This is a genomic window from Ruegeria sp. P10, from assembly GCF_056534925.1.
Genome location: NZ_JBQERJ010000001.1, coordinates 54483 through 74813 on the forward strand (window position 1 = coordinate 54483; position 20331 = coordinate 74813).

Here is a 20331-nt window from a genome sequence, read left to right on the forward strand (position 1 = left end):
CCTGAACGCCGGGACATGTGGCCGGGAGATGCACGCCCGGCATAGATGAGAGACCAAGGATGACTGACATTTCTAACCGCCCTCAGTTCTTCACCTGCCACAATGGCGACAAAGCCCCGTTGCCTTTCAGCAAATCTGAGTATGACCGCCGTCTTGGCAAGCTGCGCGCGATTATGGCCAAGCGGGATATCCCGGTGGTGCTGCTGACATCGATGCAGAATATCGCCTATTATTCGGGCTTTCTATACTGTGCGTTCGGGCGCCCTTATGGCTGTGTTGTAACCCAAGACAACTGCACCACCGTTTCGGCCAATATTGATGCCGGGCAACCCTGGCGCCGGTCGGTTGAAGACAACGTGATTTATACTGACTGGAAACGCGACAACTACTGGCGGGCAGTTGCGAGCCTGATCGGGAATGCAAAGCGGATCGGCATCGAAGGCGACCACATGACGCTTGCAGCGCGGGACACGGCGCTGAACATGCTGGGCGAGCCAGAATTGGTTGACATCGCGGCCGACACCATGGCCGCGCGGATGATCAAATCCGCTGAAGAAATCGAATTGATCAAGGGAGGAGCGCGCACGGCCGATGTGGGTGGTGCTGCGATCCATGCCGCAATCCGCGAAGGAGCAACCGAAATCGAAATCGCGATGGCTGGTCGAGACGCGATGGAAGTGGAAATCGCGCGGGCCTATCCGGATGCCGAATACCGCGACACATGGGTTTGGTTTCAATCGGGTTTGAACACCGACGGCGCGCATAACCCGGTCACCAAACGCGCGTTGCAAAAAGGCGATATACTTTCGCTGAACACCTTTCCGATGATCTCGGGCTATTACACCGCCTTGGAGCGGACCCTGTTCCTGGGCGAGCCGGATGCCGACAGTCTGCGCCTGTGGAAGGCCAATGTGGCCGCGCATGAACTTGGCCTGAGCTTGATCAAACCCGGTGCCACCTGTTCCGGTATCACCGCCGAGATCAACCGGTTTTTTGCCGACGAAGGCCTGCTTCAATATCGTTCCTTCGGCTATGGGCACTCGTTCGGTGTTCTGAGCCACTACTATGGTCGCGAAGCCGGTTTGGAACTCCGTGAAGACATCGACACAGTGCTGGAACCCGGCATGGTGGTCTCGATCGAGCCGATGCTGTGGATCCCCGAAGGCCAGCCCGGTGCAGGCGGTTACAGGGAACACGATATTCTGGTTGTGAGCGAAGACGGAGCCGAAAACATCACAGGCTTCCCCTACGGGCCGGGACACAACATTATCGACGCCTGAGGTTTGGGGTGGAGCTTCTGCTCCACCCGCTTTTACGCGCGTCGGGCACGTTCGTGAAAAATGAAACCCAGAAAATTCAACAGCAGCTGTGCCGCCAGAATCTGAGTGCTTTCAGTGGGGTCGTAGGCGGGGGCCACCTCGACCAGATCGATGCCCACCACGTCGCCCCTTTTCGCCAGTCCCTGAAGGATTTCCAGAACGTCATAGTACAAGAACCCTCCGTGGCTCGGAGTGCCGGTTCCAGGCGCGATCGAGGGACAGAACGCATCGATATCGATCGTTACATAGTACCGTTTGCCTTCGGGAATGCGGTCAAGAACAGCCCCTGTTCCCAATCTGCGAACCTGCCGCACGGACAGGATGTCCGATCCGCGCGCACTCGCGTCGTCATACCCTTCCTTGGCGGTGGACGATACGTTTCGAATGCCCAGCTGGGTCATCCCTGAAACATAGTCTTTCTCGATCGCGCGGCGCATGGGATTTCCGTGCCCGTTGGTGACGCCGTGACGTTCATCCACAAAGTCCAAATGCGCATCGATTTGAACAACATGGATCGGGCCGTTTTCAGCGCAGTGGCTTTCAAATGCGGAAATGCAGGGGATGTTGACCGAGTGATCACCGCCAATCACCAGCGGAAGTGCCCCGGCCTCGAGAATTTTTTGCACGCCAAAGGCTATGTTCTTGTGGCTCGTCTCGGTCTTGGTGTGGACAATATCCGCATCGCCCAGGTCGACGATCCGAACCGAACTGTCCAGATAGGTCGCGTCATCCTCATGATCATAGGCGCCGGCATGGCCAAAACTGAAAAGGGTCGATGCCTCTCGCACGGCCCGAGGACCAAAACGCGCGCCGGGGCGCCATTGGGTTCCAAAGTCGAACGGCGCGCCGAGCACGCAAACGTCGGCCTCGATTCTGTCCCAGTTCTCGACATATGGAGATTTTGCGAAGGTCGATATTCCGACAAAAGGAAGATTCAGTCGCCCGGACGCATATCCATGTTCCTGCACTTTGGGTCCTTTCGATTGTTGTGCCGTTTTCCTGCATGTGAACATGAGGACACGCCGTTTTGAAACCAAATTCTCTTTGAACGGCGGATTTTGGGGAACCAGAGGAAATTTTCTTCCAGAAGGGCGGGCTGGCTTGCGTTCAAAGCTGATCCGGCCCAGCCCATCAGAGTGCTTCAAGATCAGTCAAAAGATAATCCCGCTGATAGTGTTGCCTTTCCTTCATTTCCCATACCCAAAGAACGTATGAAAGATCCCCTTCGGCCTCAGCGGTGCTCTGGCAGATTTTCCTTTTCAGCAAGACGGTTTTTGATCCGTCTGGGCCAGAAAATCATAAGCGTTAACAAAAATATCGATTTGATATAAAGTTGTGGGGTTATTGATTGGTAACGCGCGGGTATTCGTGTGGCACAGACACTTTATGAGAAATATGGCGGTTTCAAAACGATCAGCCGGGTCGTGATGACCTTCTATGAAATGGCGCTGGATTCGGATGAGATCGGCCATCATTTCGAAGACATTGATATGCCGCGCCTGATCGACCATCAAACCAAGTTCGTCTCGTCCTTGATTGGTGGGCCCGCATCTTTCAGTGATGACAGGATCGAAGCAGTTCATCGGCATCTGAACATTTCGCACAATGAGTTTGACGTCATGGCCGAGCTGTTTGGCGACGCGCTAAGTCAGCATGGCATGTCCGACGGAGACATCAAAACTGCGCTGACCGCAATCGAAGGCAAACGTTCGATCATAGTCACCCGGAACGCGGCATGAGCATTCTGGCGATAAACGAGCAATTGCTGCGTGCGATCGGAGTCGGCGTCGCCGTGGTGCGCGCATCCGACCTGCAATTCGTGTTTCACAACGGGCCTTTCACGGAATGGTTCGGCACTCCTGAAAAGGGCAGCACCTTAAGCGACGTTCTGCCGGATCTCGACCCCAAGGAACTGGAGGATGTAAAGCAGTCCGGCCTTCGGTACTCGGTCGAATTGCAGATAAAGCCGAAACGCAGGACCTTGATCTTTGCAGTCGCTGTCTCACTGGCCAATGGCTTGTCCGAGCAGGTGCTGATTGTGGAATGTCAGAACATCACTCGCATTCGCGAATTGGAAAGCATGATCGACAGCTATTCCACCATGGTCGAGCGCAACACCCGAGAGCTTGAGCGCGAAAAGGAAAGAGTGGAACGCCTGTTGCTGAACCTGATGCCCCGAGCCGTGTATGAAGAATTCAAGACGTTCGGCGTTGTCACACCGCAGCTGTATCAGCAGGTTTCGGTGGTGATGCTGGATTTTGTCGGGTTCACGGATTTTGCGGCCAAGACCGACCCGACGGTCACCTTGAGTGAACTGAACGACATCTTCACGGCTTTCGACCGGATCGTGGAACAATTCGGGTGTGAGCGGATCAAAACGATCGGTGATGCTTATCTGGCCGTGTCAGGCATGCCCGATCCAACACCGGATCATGCGACCGCCGTGGCGCATTGTGCGGTAAGGTTCCTGCGCTATCTCGAACGCCGCAACGAAAGCCATCCGCATAAGTGGCAGGCGCGGATCGGATTGGGGATGGGCGCGGCGGTTGGATCGGTCGTTGGCATTCAGAAATATGTCTATGACGTGTTTGGCCCTGCCGTAAACATCGCGTCCCGGTTGCAGGTCTTTGCCAACCCCATGAACATCGTGGCCCCGGAAGAGATGAAATATGCCTTGATTGACGAGTTTCAGGTCTCGGATCTGGGGTGCGTTGATATCAAGGGGATGGGTGAGATGGATCTTATCAACGTGACATCGGGCTTGAGTATGCCTCAGGGCAGCCGTTCGTTCTGACCGCGTCACTCGTCCTGAGGGATCAGACCCAGACCGCGCAGGTAGATGCCGATACCGCTTTCCAGTAAATCTTCGGGAGGAAAAGGCGAAGTTGCGCCGGTATTTCGGGCGTACAGCTCGACGACGCCGTGGCTCATCGCCCAGATATGGGCGCTGAACATCGATGCGGGCGGGCGCTTGTCAGGCGGAATATGCTGGGACAGGTCCGCGGCCGCTTTTTCAAGAACGGCCTTCGCCCGATTGGCGGCCAAGGACAATTCGGGTGTCCGGTTCAGGGAAATCCCGCTTTCGAACATGGCGATGTAATGCCCGGGATTTTTGCGCGCAAAAGCCAGATACGCACGCCCCGTTGCTTCAAAAGCGGCAAGGGCTGAAGGCTGTCCCTCGTCATAGGCGTATTGCATCAGGTCTGCGAACATCTCAAACCCCTGCCGTGCGGCTTCGGCAATCAGGTCCTCGCGCCCTTGAAAATGACGGTAGACGGCGGCAGGCGTGACACCGGCCGTTTTGGCCGCCTCGGACAGCGTGAAACCGGTCGGGCCCTTGTCTTCGATCAGGGACAAGGCAGCCTCGATCAGGGCTTGCTTCAGGTTTCCGTGGTGATAACCGCGTTTCGTCATCCCGGCCTCAGTTGCATTGATTGCGTGTTGGAAGACAAGGACATAGACCACCGACGCATTGTCGTCCAATACATGATCGTGAAGGCATCGACGGGGCAGGGCGGGGAGACAATTTACGCCTCCCACATATCCGGGCCACCGCAGATACGGGCATCAATCTCGCCGATACTCTTCTCGTCCTTCTCATCATAGTCCAAGGCATGCAGAACCGTTCGGATGGCCGCAAGCCGCGCGCGTTTCTTGTCGTCAGAACGCACAATCGTCCACGGGCAGGCATCAGAATGCGACCGGGTCAGGGTTTCCGAGATCGACTGCGTGTATTCGTCCCATTTGCTCAGCCCTGCGATGTCGATCGCGCTGAGCTTCCAATGCTTCAAAGGATCGTTTTCGCGCGCCAGAAAACGGTTCAGTTGTTCTGCGCGCCCGACATTGAGCCAGAACTTGAATAAATGGATGCCGTCATTCACCAGGCCCGTTTCAAGTGGCAGGACCTGACGGAAAAACCTCTCACGCTGTTCCTGAGTGCAGAAGCCAAAGACATTCTCGACGACACCTCGATTGTACCAGCTGCGATCAAAGAACACGATCTCTCCTGCGGCGGGCAGATGCGGGATGTAGCGCTGAAAATACCATTGGCTGCGTTCGGCGTCTGATGGTTTGGCCAGCGCAACGTTGCGCGCGCCGCGCGGGTTCAGGTTTTCGCGAAACCGTTTGATGGTGCCACCTTTGCCGGCGGCATCGCGGCCTTCGAAAATGATGGCAACCCGCTGGTCGGTTTCCTTGACCCAGGATTGCATTTTGACCAATTCGATCTGAAGCAGGTCCATCTGCTCTTCATAATCCTTGGTCTTCATTTTTTCGGAATACGGGTAGGTCGGGTTCAGAATATCGCCTTTTTTCGCGTTTTGAATCTCTTCCCGTACAGATCTGGGCGCGTCTTTCAGAAAATACTTTTCGATAGAGCCTTTTCCTGACCGGGCCATATGTCACCTCGCGATAAAATCCATATCTAACTATGGATTAGAGCGTGGGTTAACGCAAACCCGCGCGCTGCGCCGCGCGATCTATCGCGGCGGCCACCTCGGGCGCCGCGACCACCTGTGGCATATGGCCGACACCCGGTAGCTCGATCAACTCGGCGCCGGGGATCTGTTCGATCAGGCGTTCAGAATGCCATTCAAGACCAACGGTGTCGTCGGCCGTTCCGTGGATGATTTCCGTCGGAACGGAGATCTCGCCATATCTGGGTTGCAGACGGGTAATTTCGTCCAGCAGGTTGGCGCGTTGCTTGGCGTTTGCATGTATCGAGCCACGCCGGATCGTCAGCCCGGGCCCGAAATGATCCGCATAACCTTCGGGCGCCGTTTGCGGTGCAAAAACTTTGTCCAACACCTGTGTGACGTACCACTCGGGCACGAAAGAGCTGATCAAGGGCAAGGCCAGCAGATTGCCCGCCGTGGTTGACGCAAGCCGGTTGAACCCATCCAAAGGCGTTTCCCATGGGATAGCGGCCGGGGCGATCAGAACCAGAGCCGAGATATTCTGGGGTCGGGTCACGGCCCAGGCCAACGAGACCGATCCGCCATAGCTCTGCCCGGCCACGATGGGTTTTTCCGCACCAAGCTGAGCCGCCGCCCGTTGCAGGATATCCGCCTGTTCAATGATGGTTTCGCCATCCGGATTGAAGCTTTCGGAATAGCCCAGGCCCGGTCGGTCAAAAACGATCACGCGGTATGACCTGGCCAGAATGGGGGCCAGCGCAAAGGTCATGTCGCGCGTGTTCCCGCTGGAACCATGGATCAGAACGACATCAGGGCCGTCCCCCATGACCACGGCGTGCACGGCGATGCCGCCTACATCCAGAATCCGACCCTCGGGGGGGAAAGCCGCCTCGGCCAGCGCTTCGTTCCGGGCGCTGCGCCAGGTTGTCAGTATGACAAGGCCCAGAACGGCCAGGCCAAGGGATATCAGGACTTTAGTGGCCAATTTTTGTCATGTCGAAAGGCGTGGTCTGATAGATTTCGTTGATCCAGTTGCCGTACAGCAGATGTGCGTGACTGCGCCACCGGTTCTGCGGCGTTTTGGATGGATCATCATCGGGGTAATAGTTTATCGGCACGTTGATAGGCGTGCCGTTGCTGACGTCCCGATCATATTCCTGTTTCAGCGTATCACTGTCGTATTCGAAGTGATTGAAGATATACAGCGCGCGATGGCCGGGATCTTCGACCAGACAGGGGCCGACATCGTCGCTGCCCAACAGGGTCCTCAGCCCGGGTGCGCGATCGATTTCATCCTGTTTCATTTCCGTCCATCGGCTGACCGGAATGACACAGTCATCTGAGAAACCGCGCAGGAACGGAGACGCCGGGTCCAGGTTGCGATGCCGGAAACACCCAAAGGCTTTTGCGTCCAGCATGTACTTTTTGACACCGTGAAAATGGTTGATCATCGCCATCCCGCCCCAGCACACACCAAAGGTGGAATGCACGTTGGTTTGGGTCCAGTCGAAGATCTCGCTGATTTCGTCCCAATAGGTGACATCATGAAATTCCAGATGTTCGATCGGGGCACCGGTGATGATCAGGCCGTCGAATTTCTGATCCTTGATCTCCTGAAACGGGCGATAGAATTCGGACATATGCTCGGCGGCGGTGTTCTTGGTCCGGTGTTCGGTCATGCGGATCAAAGACAGATCGATTTGCAACGGGGTTGCCCCGATCAGACGCGCGAACTGGTTTTCGGTCTGGATCTTCTTGGGCATCAGGTTCAGTAATCCGATGCGCAGCGGGCGGATGTCCTGACGCATTGCCTGATCTTCGTCCATGACCATGACGCCCTCTTTGGTCAGGACGTCAAAAGCAGGCAGTTCCGATGGGATTTTGATGGGCATATGTCAGGCTTCTAAGAGATCAGTGAAAACTGGTAGTTAGGCGTTATTGCGCGTGGTCTCAAGTGTGTGCTCGATCAACTCATCGAAATCAGCGGCATCGCGGATTTTTCCGATGTCGTTGGCGGCAATCGTCACGCCCCAGTTGTTCGCCATGGCTTCGTAACGCGGCTGGCGGTGCGCCAAGGCCTGTGCATAGGTCCAACGGACGAAATCATCGGGATCAACATCCGCTTCCGAACAGCCTTGCAGATCCAGATAATCTGTCCACGCCTTGGTCAGGAATTCGGCCTGATAGGACATCGGCTTTGGGGCTTTGTCAAAACGGCGTACAAGCTCTGCCGTGTGTTCCTCATCTCCCTTCAGCCAGATCATCAGGGTGTGTTGCGAAAGCTCGGACAGTACCCGATCGTTCGGATCTTCGGGGTCTACCCATTCGCAGATCGATCCACCGGTGTCGCAGATGAAATGGGGGTATTTGTACAATCGCTCGGCCCGGTCGATGAAATACTCGGTATCCAGCAGGGCGTGTATTTCGGCCAGCCGAAACTGTTCCTGCCTGCGGCGGTATTCCGGCATTTCCAATCCGCCAAGGGCAGGGTTGCCCGGTTTGCCCAGATAGGCTGCGACCGGAGTCAGATTCGCGAACGAGATATTCGAACCGATGTAAATGGAATCCGACAGGAGCAGGTCACGCAAGAACGGGACTTTCATCGCCTCGGCCTTTGCATTGTCGGTTATGTATTCGCCCATGTACCGGGTGCCGATGCGATAGTCGATCGAGTAGTGAAACCAGTTCCCTGAGTCCCGAAGAATGTTCGAGACATATGTCTTGCCCAGACCGGACATACCAAAGAACAGCACCTTCTTGCGGCTTGCCGTGCGCCAGTCTTCGGCTGAGTTGTAGATCATCTTGTGCTGTCCCTTTTTTGCCTTTGCTAAATCGGGCAGCGCACGGCGTCAATCACGGCGGCCGGCTCGGTTCAATACCAGAAGACCCATGGCAAGGACAACAAAGCCGAAATAGGCATTCGGAGGCAGCGCTTCGTTCCGCAGAATTGCGCCAAGCACGATGGCGACAGGAGGGATTACAAGCGTCACCAGCATCAGGTTGCCGCTGCCCGCCATCGCCAGGACTCGATAGTACAAAAGATATGCCCCTGCTGTTGCCACAATGGCGTAATAGCCAATCGCAGCCCAAGTGATCGCGGGCAGCGCAAGCGTTGGCACCCCGTCCGTCATCAGCGCCAGGGGCAGGATCAGCAGGGTCGAGCCGGTTAACATGCCAGCGGCCGCGACGACGGGGTGAAGGTCAGACAGATGATACCGTGCCCAAGCCGCAGCAAAAGCATACGAGAGCGTTCCGGCCAACACGGCTAGCTGCGCTGTGTTTTGCAGGCTGAAAGACGTGAAGGTCTTTAGTCCGATGGTGATCGAGACACCGAGAAAGCCCAAGACGACACCGATCACGCGCGCTTGTGTCAAACGTTCATCCTTGAAAAACACAGCCGCAACCAGAACACCAAAAATGGCCGTGGTCGCGTTCAGAATGGCCGTAAGCCCAGAGTCGATGTAAAGCTGACCCCATGCCATCAAGCTGAACGGTATGACATTGTTCAGCAATCCCATGATCAGAAAAGCACCCCAGATGCGCAGAGAACGGGGCAGCGTAAACCCCTTGCCCCATGCCACCAGCCACAGCACCAGCATCGCCCAGAACGTGCGGTGCAAAACCGATGTCATAACGGGAATGGAATCCAGAGCGACCCGGATGGCCACAAAGGATGCGCCCCAGATCACGGCCAGAAGAAGAAGTTCGACCCAGGCGCGCCGAGAAAGGTGTTTTTGCGTGTTCATGGCCGCACAATTTCATTCATTCGATAGATATACGACCCGAAACCTGCGCATAAAAAAGACCCCGCTGAAACAGCGGAGCCTAAGATGAAAACACCTTGGATTTAGTTCAGAGCGTAAGTGATCTGAAACCCAACACTCCAGGCGCTGTTGCCGCTGAAAGTGGCTGTTTGCCCAAAGGCGCCATCTGCCGTTGCATCACCGATGTCAGTGTAGCGTACGCCACCGGAAATTTTGGCATTCTCCAACGAATATGTTCCGCCCAGACCAATGCTCCAGAACCCATCAGTCGGGCCGAGGTTGGATACAGGAGTGCCCTGAGAAGACTCATAGCCTAGTGTTACAGCACCGCTGAACTCTTCCGAGAATTGATACCCCAAGCCCAACGAATAGGTGAAGGTCGCATCGTCGTAGTCAACAAGGTTGCTGGTCGGCGGGTAGTTTGGCGGGTTGTACACCAGCTGTGGCCAGTCGACCCAACGAACAGAACCAAACAACAGCGTTTTAGGCGCGACGCCCGTTTGAAAGTCCAGGTTGATCGACTGGGGCGTCTCAATTTCGCTGTTTGTGTTGAAGGTGGCCACGGTCCCGGGTGGAATCGGAGGGAACGGTGGTGGGTTCAGAGATTCTGTTTGTGATAGATCGTGGCTGATCTTGGAGTTGTATGTCAGTGACACACGTGCTGCGATTTCCGGTTTCTCCCATGCAACCCCGATAACGTAGCCGAATGCAGTGTCGGCATCGGTGTCAACCTGGTACCCTGCTGCAAGCGGGACGGTGACAGAAGCCTTCACACGCTGTGCTCGAATACCGCCGATTGCGCTGAACCCGCCATCGAATTTGTAACGCAGCAATGCCGTAATGGCGTCCGTGTCTGCTGTAGCCCTCAAAACATCAGTACGACCACCCGGAATAGGGTTGATCGAAAGAGGGTAGGTGTTTGCGTATTCAATGTCTGCGCCAAAGGGCTGGTCATACATGATCGCGAAATCGAGCTTTTCGGTCAGTGACGTTTTGTAGCCCAGATGCGGTGTGAAAAAGTCGTTCGCAACCTCTCCGGAATCGACCGGTTGCCCGATGTTTGGTCCGGCCAAAGCAGGCATGGTGCCCGTTACGCTGGGATTGGTGTATCCCAACCGGAACTGAACAGCTGATCCTTCTTCGAAGATCAGGTTGATGCCCTGACCGCTTCGATCTAGGCCGCCTGCATATCCTGCCGTCGCTCCAACGCACAAAGCGCAGGTCGCGAGAAGTGTTTTTTTCATTCTGTCCTCCCTAACAATCCATGGCGGGCTTCACTGGCGTTTGGTTGAGTGTAATGAACGCCTGTCCCGTGTATGATGATGAGCGATACTCTCTTTTTGGTTACTTTAAGGTCAACTGGTGACGGTGCGTTACGTATTGCGACGAGTGTTTTCAACTGTTGCTAAACTGTTACGGCTTTCAGACCAAATATTCAGGAAAATACCGGAAAAGATGACCGCCGCCCCGATCAGGACCCAGTGGTCTATGGGTTCGTGGTACAGGATCATTCCGACCACTGCGATCGTGGGAAGCCTCGCAAAATCAAATGGGATCACAACTGTTGCCGGGGCAATGGCCAATGCGTTGGTTATGCAGAAATGGGCCAGCAGCCCCGCCAACCCGACCAGAACCAAAAACGGAACGGTTTGCGCCGTGGGCAAGGCAATCTGCCCATCAAAACCGGCTGCGATGGCCCCAAGCACCGCCTGCATGGAAGTAAGCCAGAAAACGATGCACCCGATGCTGGCAAAACGAGTGAGGTTTTTTGTCGTAATCGTTGTTAATGCGAAGAAAATCGCAGACGCGGCTGCGGTCGCAAGGCCAGGGCTCAAAGGCGCACTGCCTGGGCGCGTGACAATCAGAACGCCCGCAAAACCGATAAGCGCTGCCGTTATCTTAAGGGGCGTCAGACGTTCGTTCAGCAGCAGCGGCGACAGCAGGATCACCCAAAGCGGCTGTGTGAATTCCAGCGCGAATACCTGCGCCAGAGGCGCAACAGCGACCGCATAGAACCAAAGATTCTGCCCTGTGAAATGCAGGGTGTTTCGCAGGGCGTGCAACCCCAGGCGTTGCGTGGAAACCTGAACCCAACCGCCTGTGGCCGTAAGTACGAGGGCGACAACAAGAAACCCCACGAGGCTTCGGTACATCATGATCTCGAACGTGTCGTGCACGAGGCTCAGTTCGCGACCGGCAACCGCCATCGAGGAGAAGGACGCGATGGCTCCGGTCATCCACAAGGCGGCTTTGAATGTGTTTTTTTGTGTCTGATTCACGTGCGCACCCCGACCTGGCCGCGCGGTCACGGCCCCGGTACCGGGGCTTTCGCTACGCGATCAAAAAGATTGAATTCGTTGAATCATTGAAACGCTTATGAAGCGTCAGGTTCAAGGTCGTGCCCGACATTTTCAGGCACGGCTTGGCAAGATTTCCCGGGATCGGGTCGTTTTGGCGTCGAACGCCGTTGCGGTTTGCCGGATCATTCCCACTCGATGGTTCCGGGCGGTTTCGAGGTGATGTCATATGTGCATCGGTTGATGCCCTTGACCTCGTTGATGATCCGGGTTGCCGTTTCGCCAAGGAACTCATGGCTGAACGGGTAATAATCCGCGGTCATCCCATCGACCGAGGTGACGGCCCGCAGCGCACAGGCATAGTCATAGGTGCGCCCGTCGCCCATCACGCCGACGGTGCGGACGGGAAGGATGGCAACGAAAGCCTGCCAGATGTCATCATAAAGCCCGTGTTTGCGGATCTGATCGATGTAGATCGCGTCGGCCTCGCGCAGAATCTCCAGCTTTTCGCGGGTGATCTCGCCGGGGCAGCGAATGGCCAGACCCGGCCCGGGGAAGGGGTGACGCCCGATGAAGCTCTGCGGCAGACCAAGCTCGCGACCCAAGGCACGGACTTCGTCCTTGAACAATTCGCGCAGCGGTTCGACCAGTTTCAAGCCCATCTTTTCCGGCAGGCCGCCCACGTTGTGATGGGATTTGATCGTTACGGAAGGCCCGCCCGAGAACGACACCGATTCGATCACATCGGGATAGAGAGTGCCCTGCGCCAGGAATTCGGCGCCGTCGATGGTATCGGCGTGTTTCTGGAACACGTCGATGAACAGCTTTCCGATGATTTTGCGTTTGGTCTCGGGGTCGCTCTGACCTTCCAGTTCGCCAAGGAACAGCTCGGATTCATCGGCGTGGATCAACTGAATGTTGTAGTTGTCCCGGAACATGCCAACAACTTCCGCGGCCTCGTTCTTGCGCAGCAGCCCATGATCGACGAAGACGCAAGTCAGCTGATCCCCGATTGCTTCGTGAATAAGGATCGCGGCAACCGAGCTGTCAACGCCACCGGACAATCCGCAAATGACCTTTTTGTCTCCGACTTGTTCGCGGATCTTGCGGATCATCTCTTCGCGATAGGCACCCATGGTCCAGTCGCCCTTGAACCCGGCCAGCTTTACGAAGTTTTCATACAGTTTCGCGCCCTTTGGCGTATGGTGTACCTCGGGGTGAAACTGCACGGCATAGAAGTGCCGCGATGGATCGGCCGTGATCGCATAAGGTGCGTTGGGCGAGGTTCCGAATACCTCGAACCCAGGTGCGATTTCACTGACATGGTCGCCATGGCTCATCCAGACTTGTTCAGCGCCGTCCGCGAACCAGCCATCCAGGATATCCAGTTTGCTTTTCGGTGTAACAAATGCCCGACCAAACTCGGCTGTGCCATGGCCGCTTTCGACCTTGCCGCCAAGCTGATGCATCATCACCTGCTGGCCATAGCAGATGCCCAGAATCGGAACGCCATAGTCAAAAATCTCTTGCGGGGCGCGGGGCGAGCCCTCGCGCGTCACGCTGTCCGGACCGCCCGAGAAAATCACGGCGCGCGGCGCCATTTCCCGCACGAAATCCATCGTGACATTCTGGTAAGGGTGAATTTCACAATAGACATTCAGCTCGCGCAGGCGGCGGGCGATAAGCTGCGTAACCTGGCTGCCGAAGTCGATGATCAGAAGGCGGTCGTGGGATGTCTGGGTCATAACCGGCTCATAAGTTGCAAGCCTTGCATGTGCAAGCGGTATGGCGTCATTTGGTACAAAAGCTGAGTCAAACCGGCGGAAAGATCAGGTGCCATGTCGAAGATAGAGTTCAGAACGGCTGCTGTGGTGGATGCGGATAAGGTAACGCGGTGTCTGGAAAATGCTTATGAAGATGCAATAAGCCGGATCGAGGATCTGCCTGACGTTACTGCCGGAATCGCGGATGACATCAAGACCCATCGCGTCTTGCTTGCGGTATCTGGCGGTATAGTTGGGGTCATCGTTTTTGACCAAGTTGACGACGCAATCATGGTGTTCAACCTTGCGGTTGCGCCCGAAGCCCAAGGGCAGGGGGTTGCGCGGCAATTGATGCAGTTTGCCGAAGAAGAAGCACAGGCGCGGAATCTATCCAAGTTGAAGTTGCGAACTCATAAAATGATGAAAGACACGATTGCGATGTACCGGCACATGGGCTGGAAAGTGACGGATCAGGTGGGTAGCGGCCTTACCATGGAGAAAGCGTTGGCGGCCGATCCTGACTGACCGCCTGGTTCGCGGTGGGGCGGCAATGTCGCTTTTTCCCCCAGAGCGCCGCAATCCCTATGCTTGAGTTCTGGCAAACCTGTATCAAAACGCTCAATCTAACCAACCAGACGGGATTTTCTCATGGCAGAGGCAAACACCCGGCGCAGGGCGAGAGGTGGCGGTGGCGCCGCCCGCCGTGCCGAGCGTACCGCAGTTCGTATCGAGACTGCGAAATACATCGAACGCAACATTCCGAATTTCGAGATCCTCAACGAAGAGGCGCTTGAGATTATCGAAAACAACGCTGAAACCGTGTTGGAAGAAATCGGCGTCAACTTTGTCGACAATCCAGCAGCTTTGGAACGGTGGCGTGACGCGGGCGCAGATATCGACGGTGAGCGTGTGCGCATTCCGCGTGGTCTGGCGCGTGAGCTGATCAAGACAGCCCCCAGCCAGTTTACCCAGCACGCCCGCAACCCCGAAAAATCGGTTGTAATCGGTGGCCGCAACATGGTTCTGGCCCCGGTATACGGTCCTCCGTTCGTGCGTGATGCACAGGGTGGGCGCCGCTATGCAACCATGGACGATTTCAACAAGTTCGTGAAACTTGCCTACATGTCCAAGTGGTTGCACCACTCGGGCGGTACGGTGTGCGAACCGACCGACATTCCGGTGAACAAGCGCCATCTGGACATGCTGAAGGCGCATATGACCCTGTCGGACAAGCCTTTCATGGGCTCGGTAACCGATCCCAGCCGGGCGCAGGATTCGGTTGAAATGTGCGAAATCCTGTTCGGCAAGGAGTTCGTGCAGGAAAACACCGTGATGACCTCGCTGACCAACATCAACTCGCCGATGACATTCGACGATGTGATGATGGGCTCGTTGGAGGTTTATGCGCGCAACAATCAAGCCTGCATCATTTCGCCCTTCATCGTGGGTGGAGCGATGGCGCCGGTCTCGGTGGCTGGTACTTTGACACAGGTTCTGGCCGAGGTGATGGCCGGCGTTGCCTACAGCCAGATCATCCGTCCGGGTGCCCCCGCGATTTTCGGCGCGTTCGTGACGTCGATCGATATGAACTCGGGCGCACCCACCTTCGGCACACCAGAAGCCGCGCATATCACATATGGTGCAGGCCAGCTGGCGCGTCGTCTAAACCTGCCATACCGCTCGGCCGGGTCGTTCTGCGGCTCGAAACTGCCGGATGCGCAGGCGGCCTACGAAACAGCGAATTCGCTGAACATGGGGCTGCTTTCGGGCGTGAACTTTATGCTGCATTCCTGCGGCTGGCTGGAAGGCGGTCTGGTTGCCGATTTCGAAAAGTTCGTCATGGATGCGGATCAGTTGGGAGTGCTGCATTCACTGGCCAAGGGCGTTGCTTATGACGAAAACGCGCAGGCCATGGACGCAATCCGCGAAGTAGGGCCGGGTGGTCACTATCTCGGCTGTGCCCACACGCAGGCCAACTTCAAGGAATCCTTCTGGAAATCCGAAGTGCTGGACTACAAACCATATGAAACCTGGCAGGAAGAGGGCGCGCGTGACACGCGAGCTCTGGCCACGGCGCGGGTTGAACATTTGCTGGCCAATTATCAGCAACCGCAGATGGACCCGGATACCGCGGCGGCGCTGGAAGCCTATATCGCCGAGAAAAAGGCCTCCATGCCGGACGCATTCTCCTGATTATTGAAGAACCGAGGCGCGGCTGGCCTGATACAGCTGCGCCTCACCCAGCAGCGCTATAAGCAGATCCAGATGCCGCACCAATGAGTAGGCGGCATCATCTTCTTTTCGCTGTTCATTTACCTCTCTTTCCATCTCGAGCAAACGCAGCAGCGCCTGACCTGAACCGGGCAGCGATCCGTATCCCAGAATGCGTTGCAGATGCCTGTCCCGATTGTAATCCCGCGCCCCGAATCTGGCAGCACGCGCCAACATGCGTGGGCGGCGGAGGGTTGCGATCATTGTCATCAGGTCCTGCATGTTATGTGTCCCTTTATCGGAAATTGATGGATCCTGTTTTTGCACAACTTAAGCGGGTGTTGCCTTGGTCAGAGTCTCCCCGAACGATGGTTTCACGACTGTTTATCTTTTTGAATCAAATCTGGTTCTTGCCTTGTGTGGTTAACGAACGAGTAACGAATGGACCTCTAGTTAGATTTGGTTAACCCACATTCCGAGGGCGAAAAGTGGCAGTTTGTTTTGTCGACGAGGGCAAATTATTATGGAAAACAACATGGCTTTCACCATTCCGGCATGGGTTCCAGAAGGGGCGCAAAGATACCTTGCTCATACCGAGACCGGTCGCTCGATCCGCGATATCGCGCGATCAGCCGGGTGCCATGCGTCAACTATCCTCAGACAAATTCGACGCATCGAAATGCGCCGCGACGATCCATTGGTGGATGCAGCTTTGCAATCGCTCGCAGAGACGCATTTTTCAGTTTCGGAGTGCGCCGACGGCCCGACAAGCGGGTCAGAAAACGCGGCTGAAGAAGAATTTGAAAATGAGGCACTGCGTGTGTTGCGCCGCCTGAGCGAGACGGGTTCGGTCCTTGCCGTGGCCGAGGAAATGGACAAGGCGGTCGTCGTACGCGACACCGGCAATGCCGGGGCTACAAGAACCGCAGTCGTAGAATGCAGGATCGCGCAGGCCCTGGCTTTGAAAGACTGGATCACCTGCGACAGTCCCGGACGCATTTCGCGATATCGGATTTCCGCAGCGGGACGAACGGCGCTAAGCCATCTGATCGCCAAGGCAGAAAACAAGGCGCGTGCCGGGACTGACTTTGGTTTTGCCGAAGCTCAGAGTAGCTTTCAGGGCAAGCCTTCGGGCGGGTCCGCCGAGCGGGTCAAACGCATTCGGTACAGTGCTGCGGAAAGCCCGCTGATTGCTTTGTCGCGCAGACGGGATCGTGACGGAAAACCGTTTCTGGATGACTCCCTCGTCAGCGCCGGCGAGCGCTTGCGCGAAGATTTTGAGCTGGCACAGATCGGCCCTCAGGTTTCGCAGAACTGGGATCGTTTTCTGACGACAGGTGGTCGAAGCAGTTTTGCCAGTGAAAGCCATGGTGGAAAGGGGGCTTCCGATGCGAAGGACCGCGTTGCACGTGCCTTATCCGACTTGGGGCCGGGTCTGAGTGATGTTGCGTTGCGATGCTGCTGCTATCTGGAAGGGTTGGAGCTGGCGGAAAAGCGAATGGGTTGGTCTGCGCGGTCCGGCAAGATTGTCCTGCGGATCGCCCTGCAACGGCTGAAACGGCATTATCAGGAGCAGGCGGAACGAGATCGGATGATCGGCTGAACAGAAAAAAGGCCCGGTGTATACGGGCCTTTTCTTTGGATTTGAGGCTTAGGCCATTTCAGGTTCTGCTGACGCCTTCAGGTGTTTCATCAGGTTTTCCGGCGAGGACACGCCATAGGGGTCCTCCGGGCAATTATCCATCAGGCCGGGCTCTTCGAACCACGCCTCGACAACGCCATCATTGACGATGGCCGCATAGCGCCACGAGCGCATTCCGAAACCCAGATTGTCCTTGTCGACCAACATGCCCATTTTCCGGGTGAACTCCCCCGATCCGTCGGGGATGACTTTCACGTTCTTCAGGTCCTGATCCTGGGCCCATTTGTTCATCACGAAACTGTCGTTGACGGACATGCAGTAAATTTCGTCGATCCCCATGGCCTTGAAATCGGCATAGCCGTTCTCAAACCCAGGCAGCTGATAAGTCGAACAGGTTGGGGTGAACGCACCCGGCAATGAGAACAGGATTACGCGCTTTCCGGCGAAATAGTCAGCTGTCGTCTTGTCTTCCCAACGGAACGGGTTTGGTCCTTCGATGGAATCGTCACGGACACGGGTGTGAAAGGTCACGTCGGGCAGTTTTGCGCCGGTTTTCATAGTCAAACTCCTGTGATTCACATATGATTTTGGTATGAATTAAAACAGTTCTAAACCGCATTCAATCGCGTAAACGCTGCGATTGCGAATAAGGCCAACGTCTTGCTAGATATTGAAATTAAATCGCAAATACGAATACGCGCATGATACCTTTCTGCGCTTGCGAGGGTACAACGCATAGCGGCTATGCGCCGCTGGTCTAACACCGCGCTTCTGTCTATGTTATGAGTAACAAGAGTTGACCCAAAGTCAGGAAAACGACCGTGCGAGATCTGAAGATCCCCGAAGAGCGCCATCCGGAAAAAGCCCATCGTCCGGACAATGCACAGCCCAAAAAGCCAAATTGGATCAGGGTCAAGGCGCCCGGTGGCAAGGGCTATGCGGATACACGGCGGATCATGCGCGACAACAATCTGGTGACGGTCTGCGAAGAAGCAGGGTGCCCCAACGTAGGAGAATGCTGGAGCCAGGGTCATGCCACCATGATGATCATGGGCGAGATTTGTACGCGCGGCTGCACCTTCTGCAACATTGCAACCGGTCGCCCCGACGATCTTGACGCATTTGAACCCGGTCGCGTGGCCCATGCGGTCGAAAAACTTGGCCTGAACCACGTGGTGATCACCTCGGTGGACCGTGACGATTTGCAAGACGGCGGGGCCGAGCACTTTGCGCAGACAATCCGCGCGGTACGTCATCGTTCTCCGAAAACCACGATCGAGATCCTGACACCGGATTTCCTGAAATGCGACAACACTGTCCTTGAGACCGTGGTCGAAGCGAAACCGGATGTGTTCAACCACAATCTGGAAACTGTGCCGGGTCTCTACCCCGAAGTGCGCCCGGGGGCGCGGTACTTTCATTCCCTGCGCCTGCTACAGCGCGTGAAAGAACTTGATCCGTCGATCTTCACCAAATCAGGCATCATGGTCGGGTTGGGCGAAAACGAACAGCAAGTGCGCCAGGTCATGGACGACATGCGCGCGGCGGATATCGATTTCCTGACCATCGGCCAGTACCTGCAACCGACTCCGAAACATCACGGAGTAGATCGGTTCGTAACCCCGGAAGAGTTCGCATCTTACGAAAAGGCGGCCTATGGCAAGGGGTTCCTGATGGTATCCGCGACACCTCTGACCCGGTCTTCGTACCACGCGGGCGACGATTTCGCCCGGCTTCGCGCGGCCCGGCAAGCAAAGCTACAGCAAGCGTGACACCCGAGCGGATCGCGCAGCTTATCCGCCTGCGCCACGAGTTTCACCAACAGCCAGAGCTTTCGGGGCAAGAGAAGCATACCGCGGCGCGGGTTGCGGATCTTTTGCGCCAAGCGGGTGCGGACAGAGTTCTGTGCGGCATAGGCGGGCACGGTGTCGCGGCCCTTTACGAAAGCGGTACTGCCGGACCCACGGTTGGAATTCGATGCGAACTGGATGGGCTGCCAATTCAGGAACGCTCGGATCTGGAATACGCGTCTCAGATTGCAGGCAAAGGGCATCTGTGCGGCCATGATGGCCACATGGTGATGGTCCTTGGGGTGGCGGAGGCGTTGAAAGAACAGCGCCCGAAATCTGGCCGCGTGGTTCTGATTTTCCAACCCGCCGAGGAAACCGGACATGGCGCTATTGCTTATCGGGCCGATCCTCAGTTCGCTGAGGTTTCCCCTGACATCGTGCTGTCTCTGCATACTTTGCCGGGGCTGGAGCTGGGCGCGGTGGAACTGTGTGAAGGTCCCGCGAACTGTGCCTCGCGCGGGATGCAAATCGTTCTGACAGGCAAAACCTCACACGCAGCGGCCCCTCAGGACGGCGTGTCACCGGCAGGTGCTTTGTCGACGTTGATGCCGGCATTGGCCAGATTGGGGGCGGGTGGCGACTTGGATGACACCTACGCTTTGACCACGGTTACCCATGCCACTCTGGGCGAGCGCACAGTTGGTGTCGCACCGGGGTGGGCCGAATTGTGGGTAACCCTGCGCACGGTTTCGGACGCGCGTATGGCAAGCCTGATGACCGAGGCGGAAACTCTGGTAAAAAACACGGCGAAGGCCGAGGGGCTGGCGTTCGAAATCAGCTATGACGAGGTATTCGAAGCCTGCGTCAATGACCGTGAAGCCGTTTCGGTTTTGGCCAAAGCCTGTGCCGATCGGGGCGTCGCGTGCCGGCTGGTCGATCGGCCACAGCGTTTTTCCGAAGACTTTGGCCAATTTGGCAAAGGCGCGCAGGCGGCCATGTTCTGGTTGGGGGCGGGGCAGGACCATCCACAACTGCACAACCCGGATTACGATTTCCCGGATGCGCTTATTCCGATTGGAACCGGGATTTTCCTGAGCGCGATTGATGTCGTGCTTGGCAAAACCTGCTAG

20 protein-coding genes are annotated in these 20331 nt (G+C 56.3%); 8 read left to right on the plus strand and 12 right to left on the minus strand.

The window, feature by feature from the left end; translation table 11 throughout:
- The first annotated feature begins 59 nt into the window (after positions 1-59).
- On the plus strand, positions 60-1280 hold the full coding sequence (locus ACR0FB_RS00235) for an aminopeptidase P family protein (protein WP_480619244.1): 1221 nt from the start codon (positions 60-62) through the stop codon (positions 1278-1280).
- 32 nt (positions 1281-1312) lie between these two features.
- Here ACR0FB_RS00235 and speB read toward each other — a convergent pair whose 3' ends face one another.
- Positions 1313-2287 (minus strand): agmatinase, encoded by a 975-nt coding sequence (speB, locus tag ACR0FB_RS00240; protein WP_480619246.1) that lies wholly within the window; start codon positions 2285-2287, stop codon positions 1313-1315.
- Between the two features lie 402 nt (positions 2288-2689).
- Between speB and ACR0FB_RS00245 the strand changes: the two genes are divergently transcribed.
- Complete coding sequence (locus ACR0FB_RS00245) at positions 2690-3058, plus strand: group I truncated hemoglobin (RefSeq protein ID WP_152457802.1); 369 nt, start codon at positions 2690-2692, stop codon at positions 3056-3058.
- Positions 3055-4113 carry an adenylate/guanylate cyclase domain-containing protein gene (locus ACR0FB_RS00250; protein ID WP_171632863.1) on the plus strand — a complete coding sequence of 353 codons (1059 nt, stop codon included), beginning with the start codon at positions 3055-3057 and terminating at the stop codon, positions 4111-4113. Before ACR0FB_RS00245 ends, ACR0FB_RS00250 begins: the two co-directional genes overlap by 4 nt.
- Before the next feature lie 5 nt (positions 4114-4118).
- Here the strand turns inward: ACR0FB_RS00250 and ACR0FB_RS00255 are convergent, their stop codons facing one another.
- The 9 genes from ACR0FB_RS00255 to guaA all read right to left on the minus strand — a co-directional run bounded on the left by ACR0FB_RS00255 (position 4119) and on the right by guaA (position 13540).
- The gene (locus ACR0FB_RS00255; protein WP_152457804.1) at positions 4119-4733 is read right to left on the minus strand and encodes a TetR/AcrR family transcriptional regulator; all 615 of its coding nucleotides are present in this window, start codon (positions 4731-4733) and stop codon (positions 4119-4121) included.
- A gap of 113 nt (positions 4734-4846) precedes the next feature.
- The gene (ppk2, locus tag ACR0FB_RS00260; protein WP_171632860.1) at positions 4847-5716 is read right to left on the minus strand and encodes a polyphosphate kinase 2; all 870 of its coding nucleotides are present in this window, start codon (positions 5714-5716) and stop codon (positions 4847-4849) included.
- Positions 5717-5765: 49 nt separating this feature from the next.
- Positions 5766-6719: an alpha/beta fold hydrolase gene (locus tag ACR0FB_RS00265; RefSeq protein WP_209833276.1), complete on the minus strand. Its 954-nt coding sequence runs from the start codon at positions 6717-6719 to the stop codon at positions 5766-5768.
- A complete protein-coding gene (gene metA / locus ACR0FB_RS00270; RefSeq protein WP_171632856.1) occupies positions 6709-7626 on the minus strand; it encodes a homoserine O-acetyltransferase MetA in 918 nt (305 codons plus the stop codon). Before metA ends, ACR0FB_RS00265 begins: the two co-directional genes overlap by 11 nt.
- 36 nt (positions 7627-7662) lie before the next feature.
- The gene (locus ACR0FB_RS00275) at positions 7663-8535 is read right to left on the minus strand and encodes an ATPase (protein ID WP_171613846.1); all 873 of its coding nucleotides are present in this window, start codon (positions 8533-8535) and stop codon (positions 7663-7665) included.
- Between the two features lie 48 nt (positions 8536-8583).
- Positions 8584-9480 (minus strand): DMT family transporter, encoded by an 897-nt coding sequence (locus tag ACR0FB_RS00280; RefSeq protein ID WP_480619249.1) that lies wholly within the window; start codon positions 9478-9480, stop codon positions 8584-8586.
- A 101-nt stretch (positions 9481-9581) separates the two neighbouring features.
- Positions 9582-10742 carry an OmpP1/FadL family transporter gene (locus ACR0FB_RS00285; protein ID WP_152457810.1) on the minus strand — a complete coding sequence of 387 codons (1161 nt, stop codon included), beginning with the start codon at positions 10740-10742 and terminating at the stop codon, positions 9582-9584.
- A gap of 129 nt (positions 10743-10871) precedes the next feature.
- Positions 10872-11777 carry a DMT family transporter gene (locus ACR0FB_RS00290; RefSeq protein ID WP_480619251.1) on the minus strand — a complete coding sequence of 302 codons (906 nt, stop codon included), beginning with the start codon at positions 11775-11777 and terminating at the stop codon, positions 10872-10874.
- Positions 11778-11980: 203 nt separating this feature from the next.
- Positions 11981-13540, minus strand: a complete 1560-nt coding sequence (gene guaA / locus ACR0FB_RS00295; protein ID WP_171723377.1) for a glutamine-hydrolyzing GMP synthase — start codon at positions 13538-13540, stop codon at positions 11981-11983.
- Positions 13541-13633: 93 nt separating this feature from the next.
- Between guaA and ACR0FB_RS00300 the strand changes: the two genes are divergently transcribed.
- Both ACR0FB_RS00300 and ACR0FB_RS00305 read left to right on the plus strand, forming a co-directional pair.
- Positions 13634-14083 (plus strand): GNAT family N-acetyltransferase, encoded by a 450-nt coding sequence (locus tag ACR0FB_RS00300; protein ID WP_209833274.1) that lies wholly within the window; start codon positions 13634-13636, stop codon positions 14081-14083.
- Positions 14084-14206: 123 nt separating this feature from the next.
- On the plus strand, positions 14207-15751 hold the full coding sequence (locus ACR0FB_RS00305) for a trimethylamine methyltransferase family protein (protein ID WP_171632846.1): 1545 nt from the start codon (positions 14207-14209) through the stop codon (positions 15749-15751).
- Here the strand turns inward: ACR0FB_RS00305 and ACR0FB_RS00310 are convergent, their stop codons facing one another.
- Entirely contained in the window at positions 15752-16051 is a 300-nt protein-coding gene (locus tag ACR0FB_RS00310; RefSeq protein ID WP_210092280.1) for a DUF6477 family protein, read from the minus strand.
- 241 nt (positions 16052-16292) lie between these two features.
- On the opposite strand from ACR0FB_RS00310, the gene ACR0FB_RS00315 reads away from it, so the two are divergent.
- Complete coding sequence (locus tag ACR0FB_RS00315; RefSeq protein ID WP_210092281.1) at positions 16293-17372, plus strand: DUF6456 domain-containing protein; 1080 nt, start codon at positions 16293-16295, stop codon at positions 17370-17372.
- A gap of 48 nt (positions 17373-17420) precedes the next feature.
- On the opposite strand, the gene ACR0FB_RS00320 is transcribed toward ACR0FB_RS00315, so the two are convergent.
- Complete coding sequence (locus tag ACR0FB_RS00320) at positions 17421-17969, minus strand: peroxiredoxin (RefSeq protein WP_171168387.1); 549 nt, start codon at positions 17967-17969, stop codon at positions 17421-17423.
- 263 nt (positions 17970-18232) lie between these two features.
- Between ACR0FB_RS00320 and lipA the strand changes: the two genes are divergently transcribed.
- Both lipA and ACR0FB_RS00330 read left to right on the plus strand, forming a co-directional pair.
- The gene (gene lipA / locus ACR0FB_RS00325) at positions 18233-19183 is read left to right on the plus strand and encodes a lipoyl synthase (RefSeq protein ID WP_152457817.1); all 951 of its coding nucleotides are present in this window, start codon (positions 18233-18235) and stop codon (positions 19181-19183) included.
- Positions 19180-20331, plus strand: a complete 1152-nt coding sequence (locus tag ACR0FB_RS00330) for an amidohydrolase (protein WP_480619254.1) — start codon at positions 19180-19182, stop codon at positions 20329-20331. The genes lipA and ACR0FB_RS00330 overlap by 4 nt, the downstream gene beginning before the upstream one ends.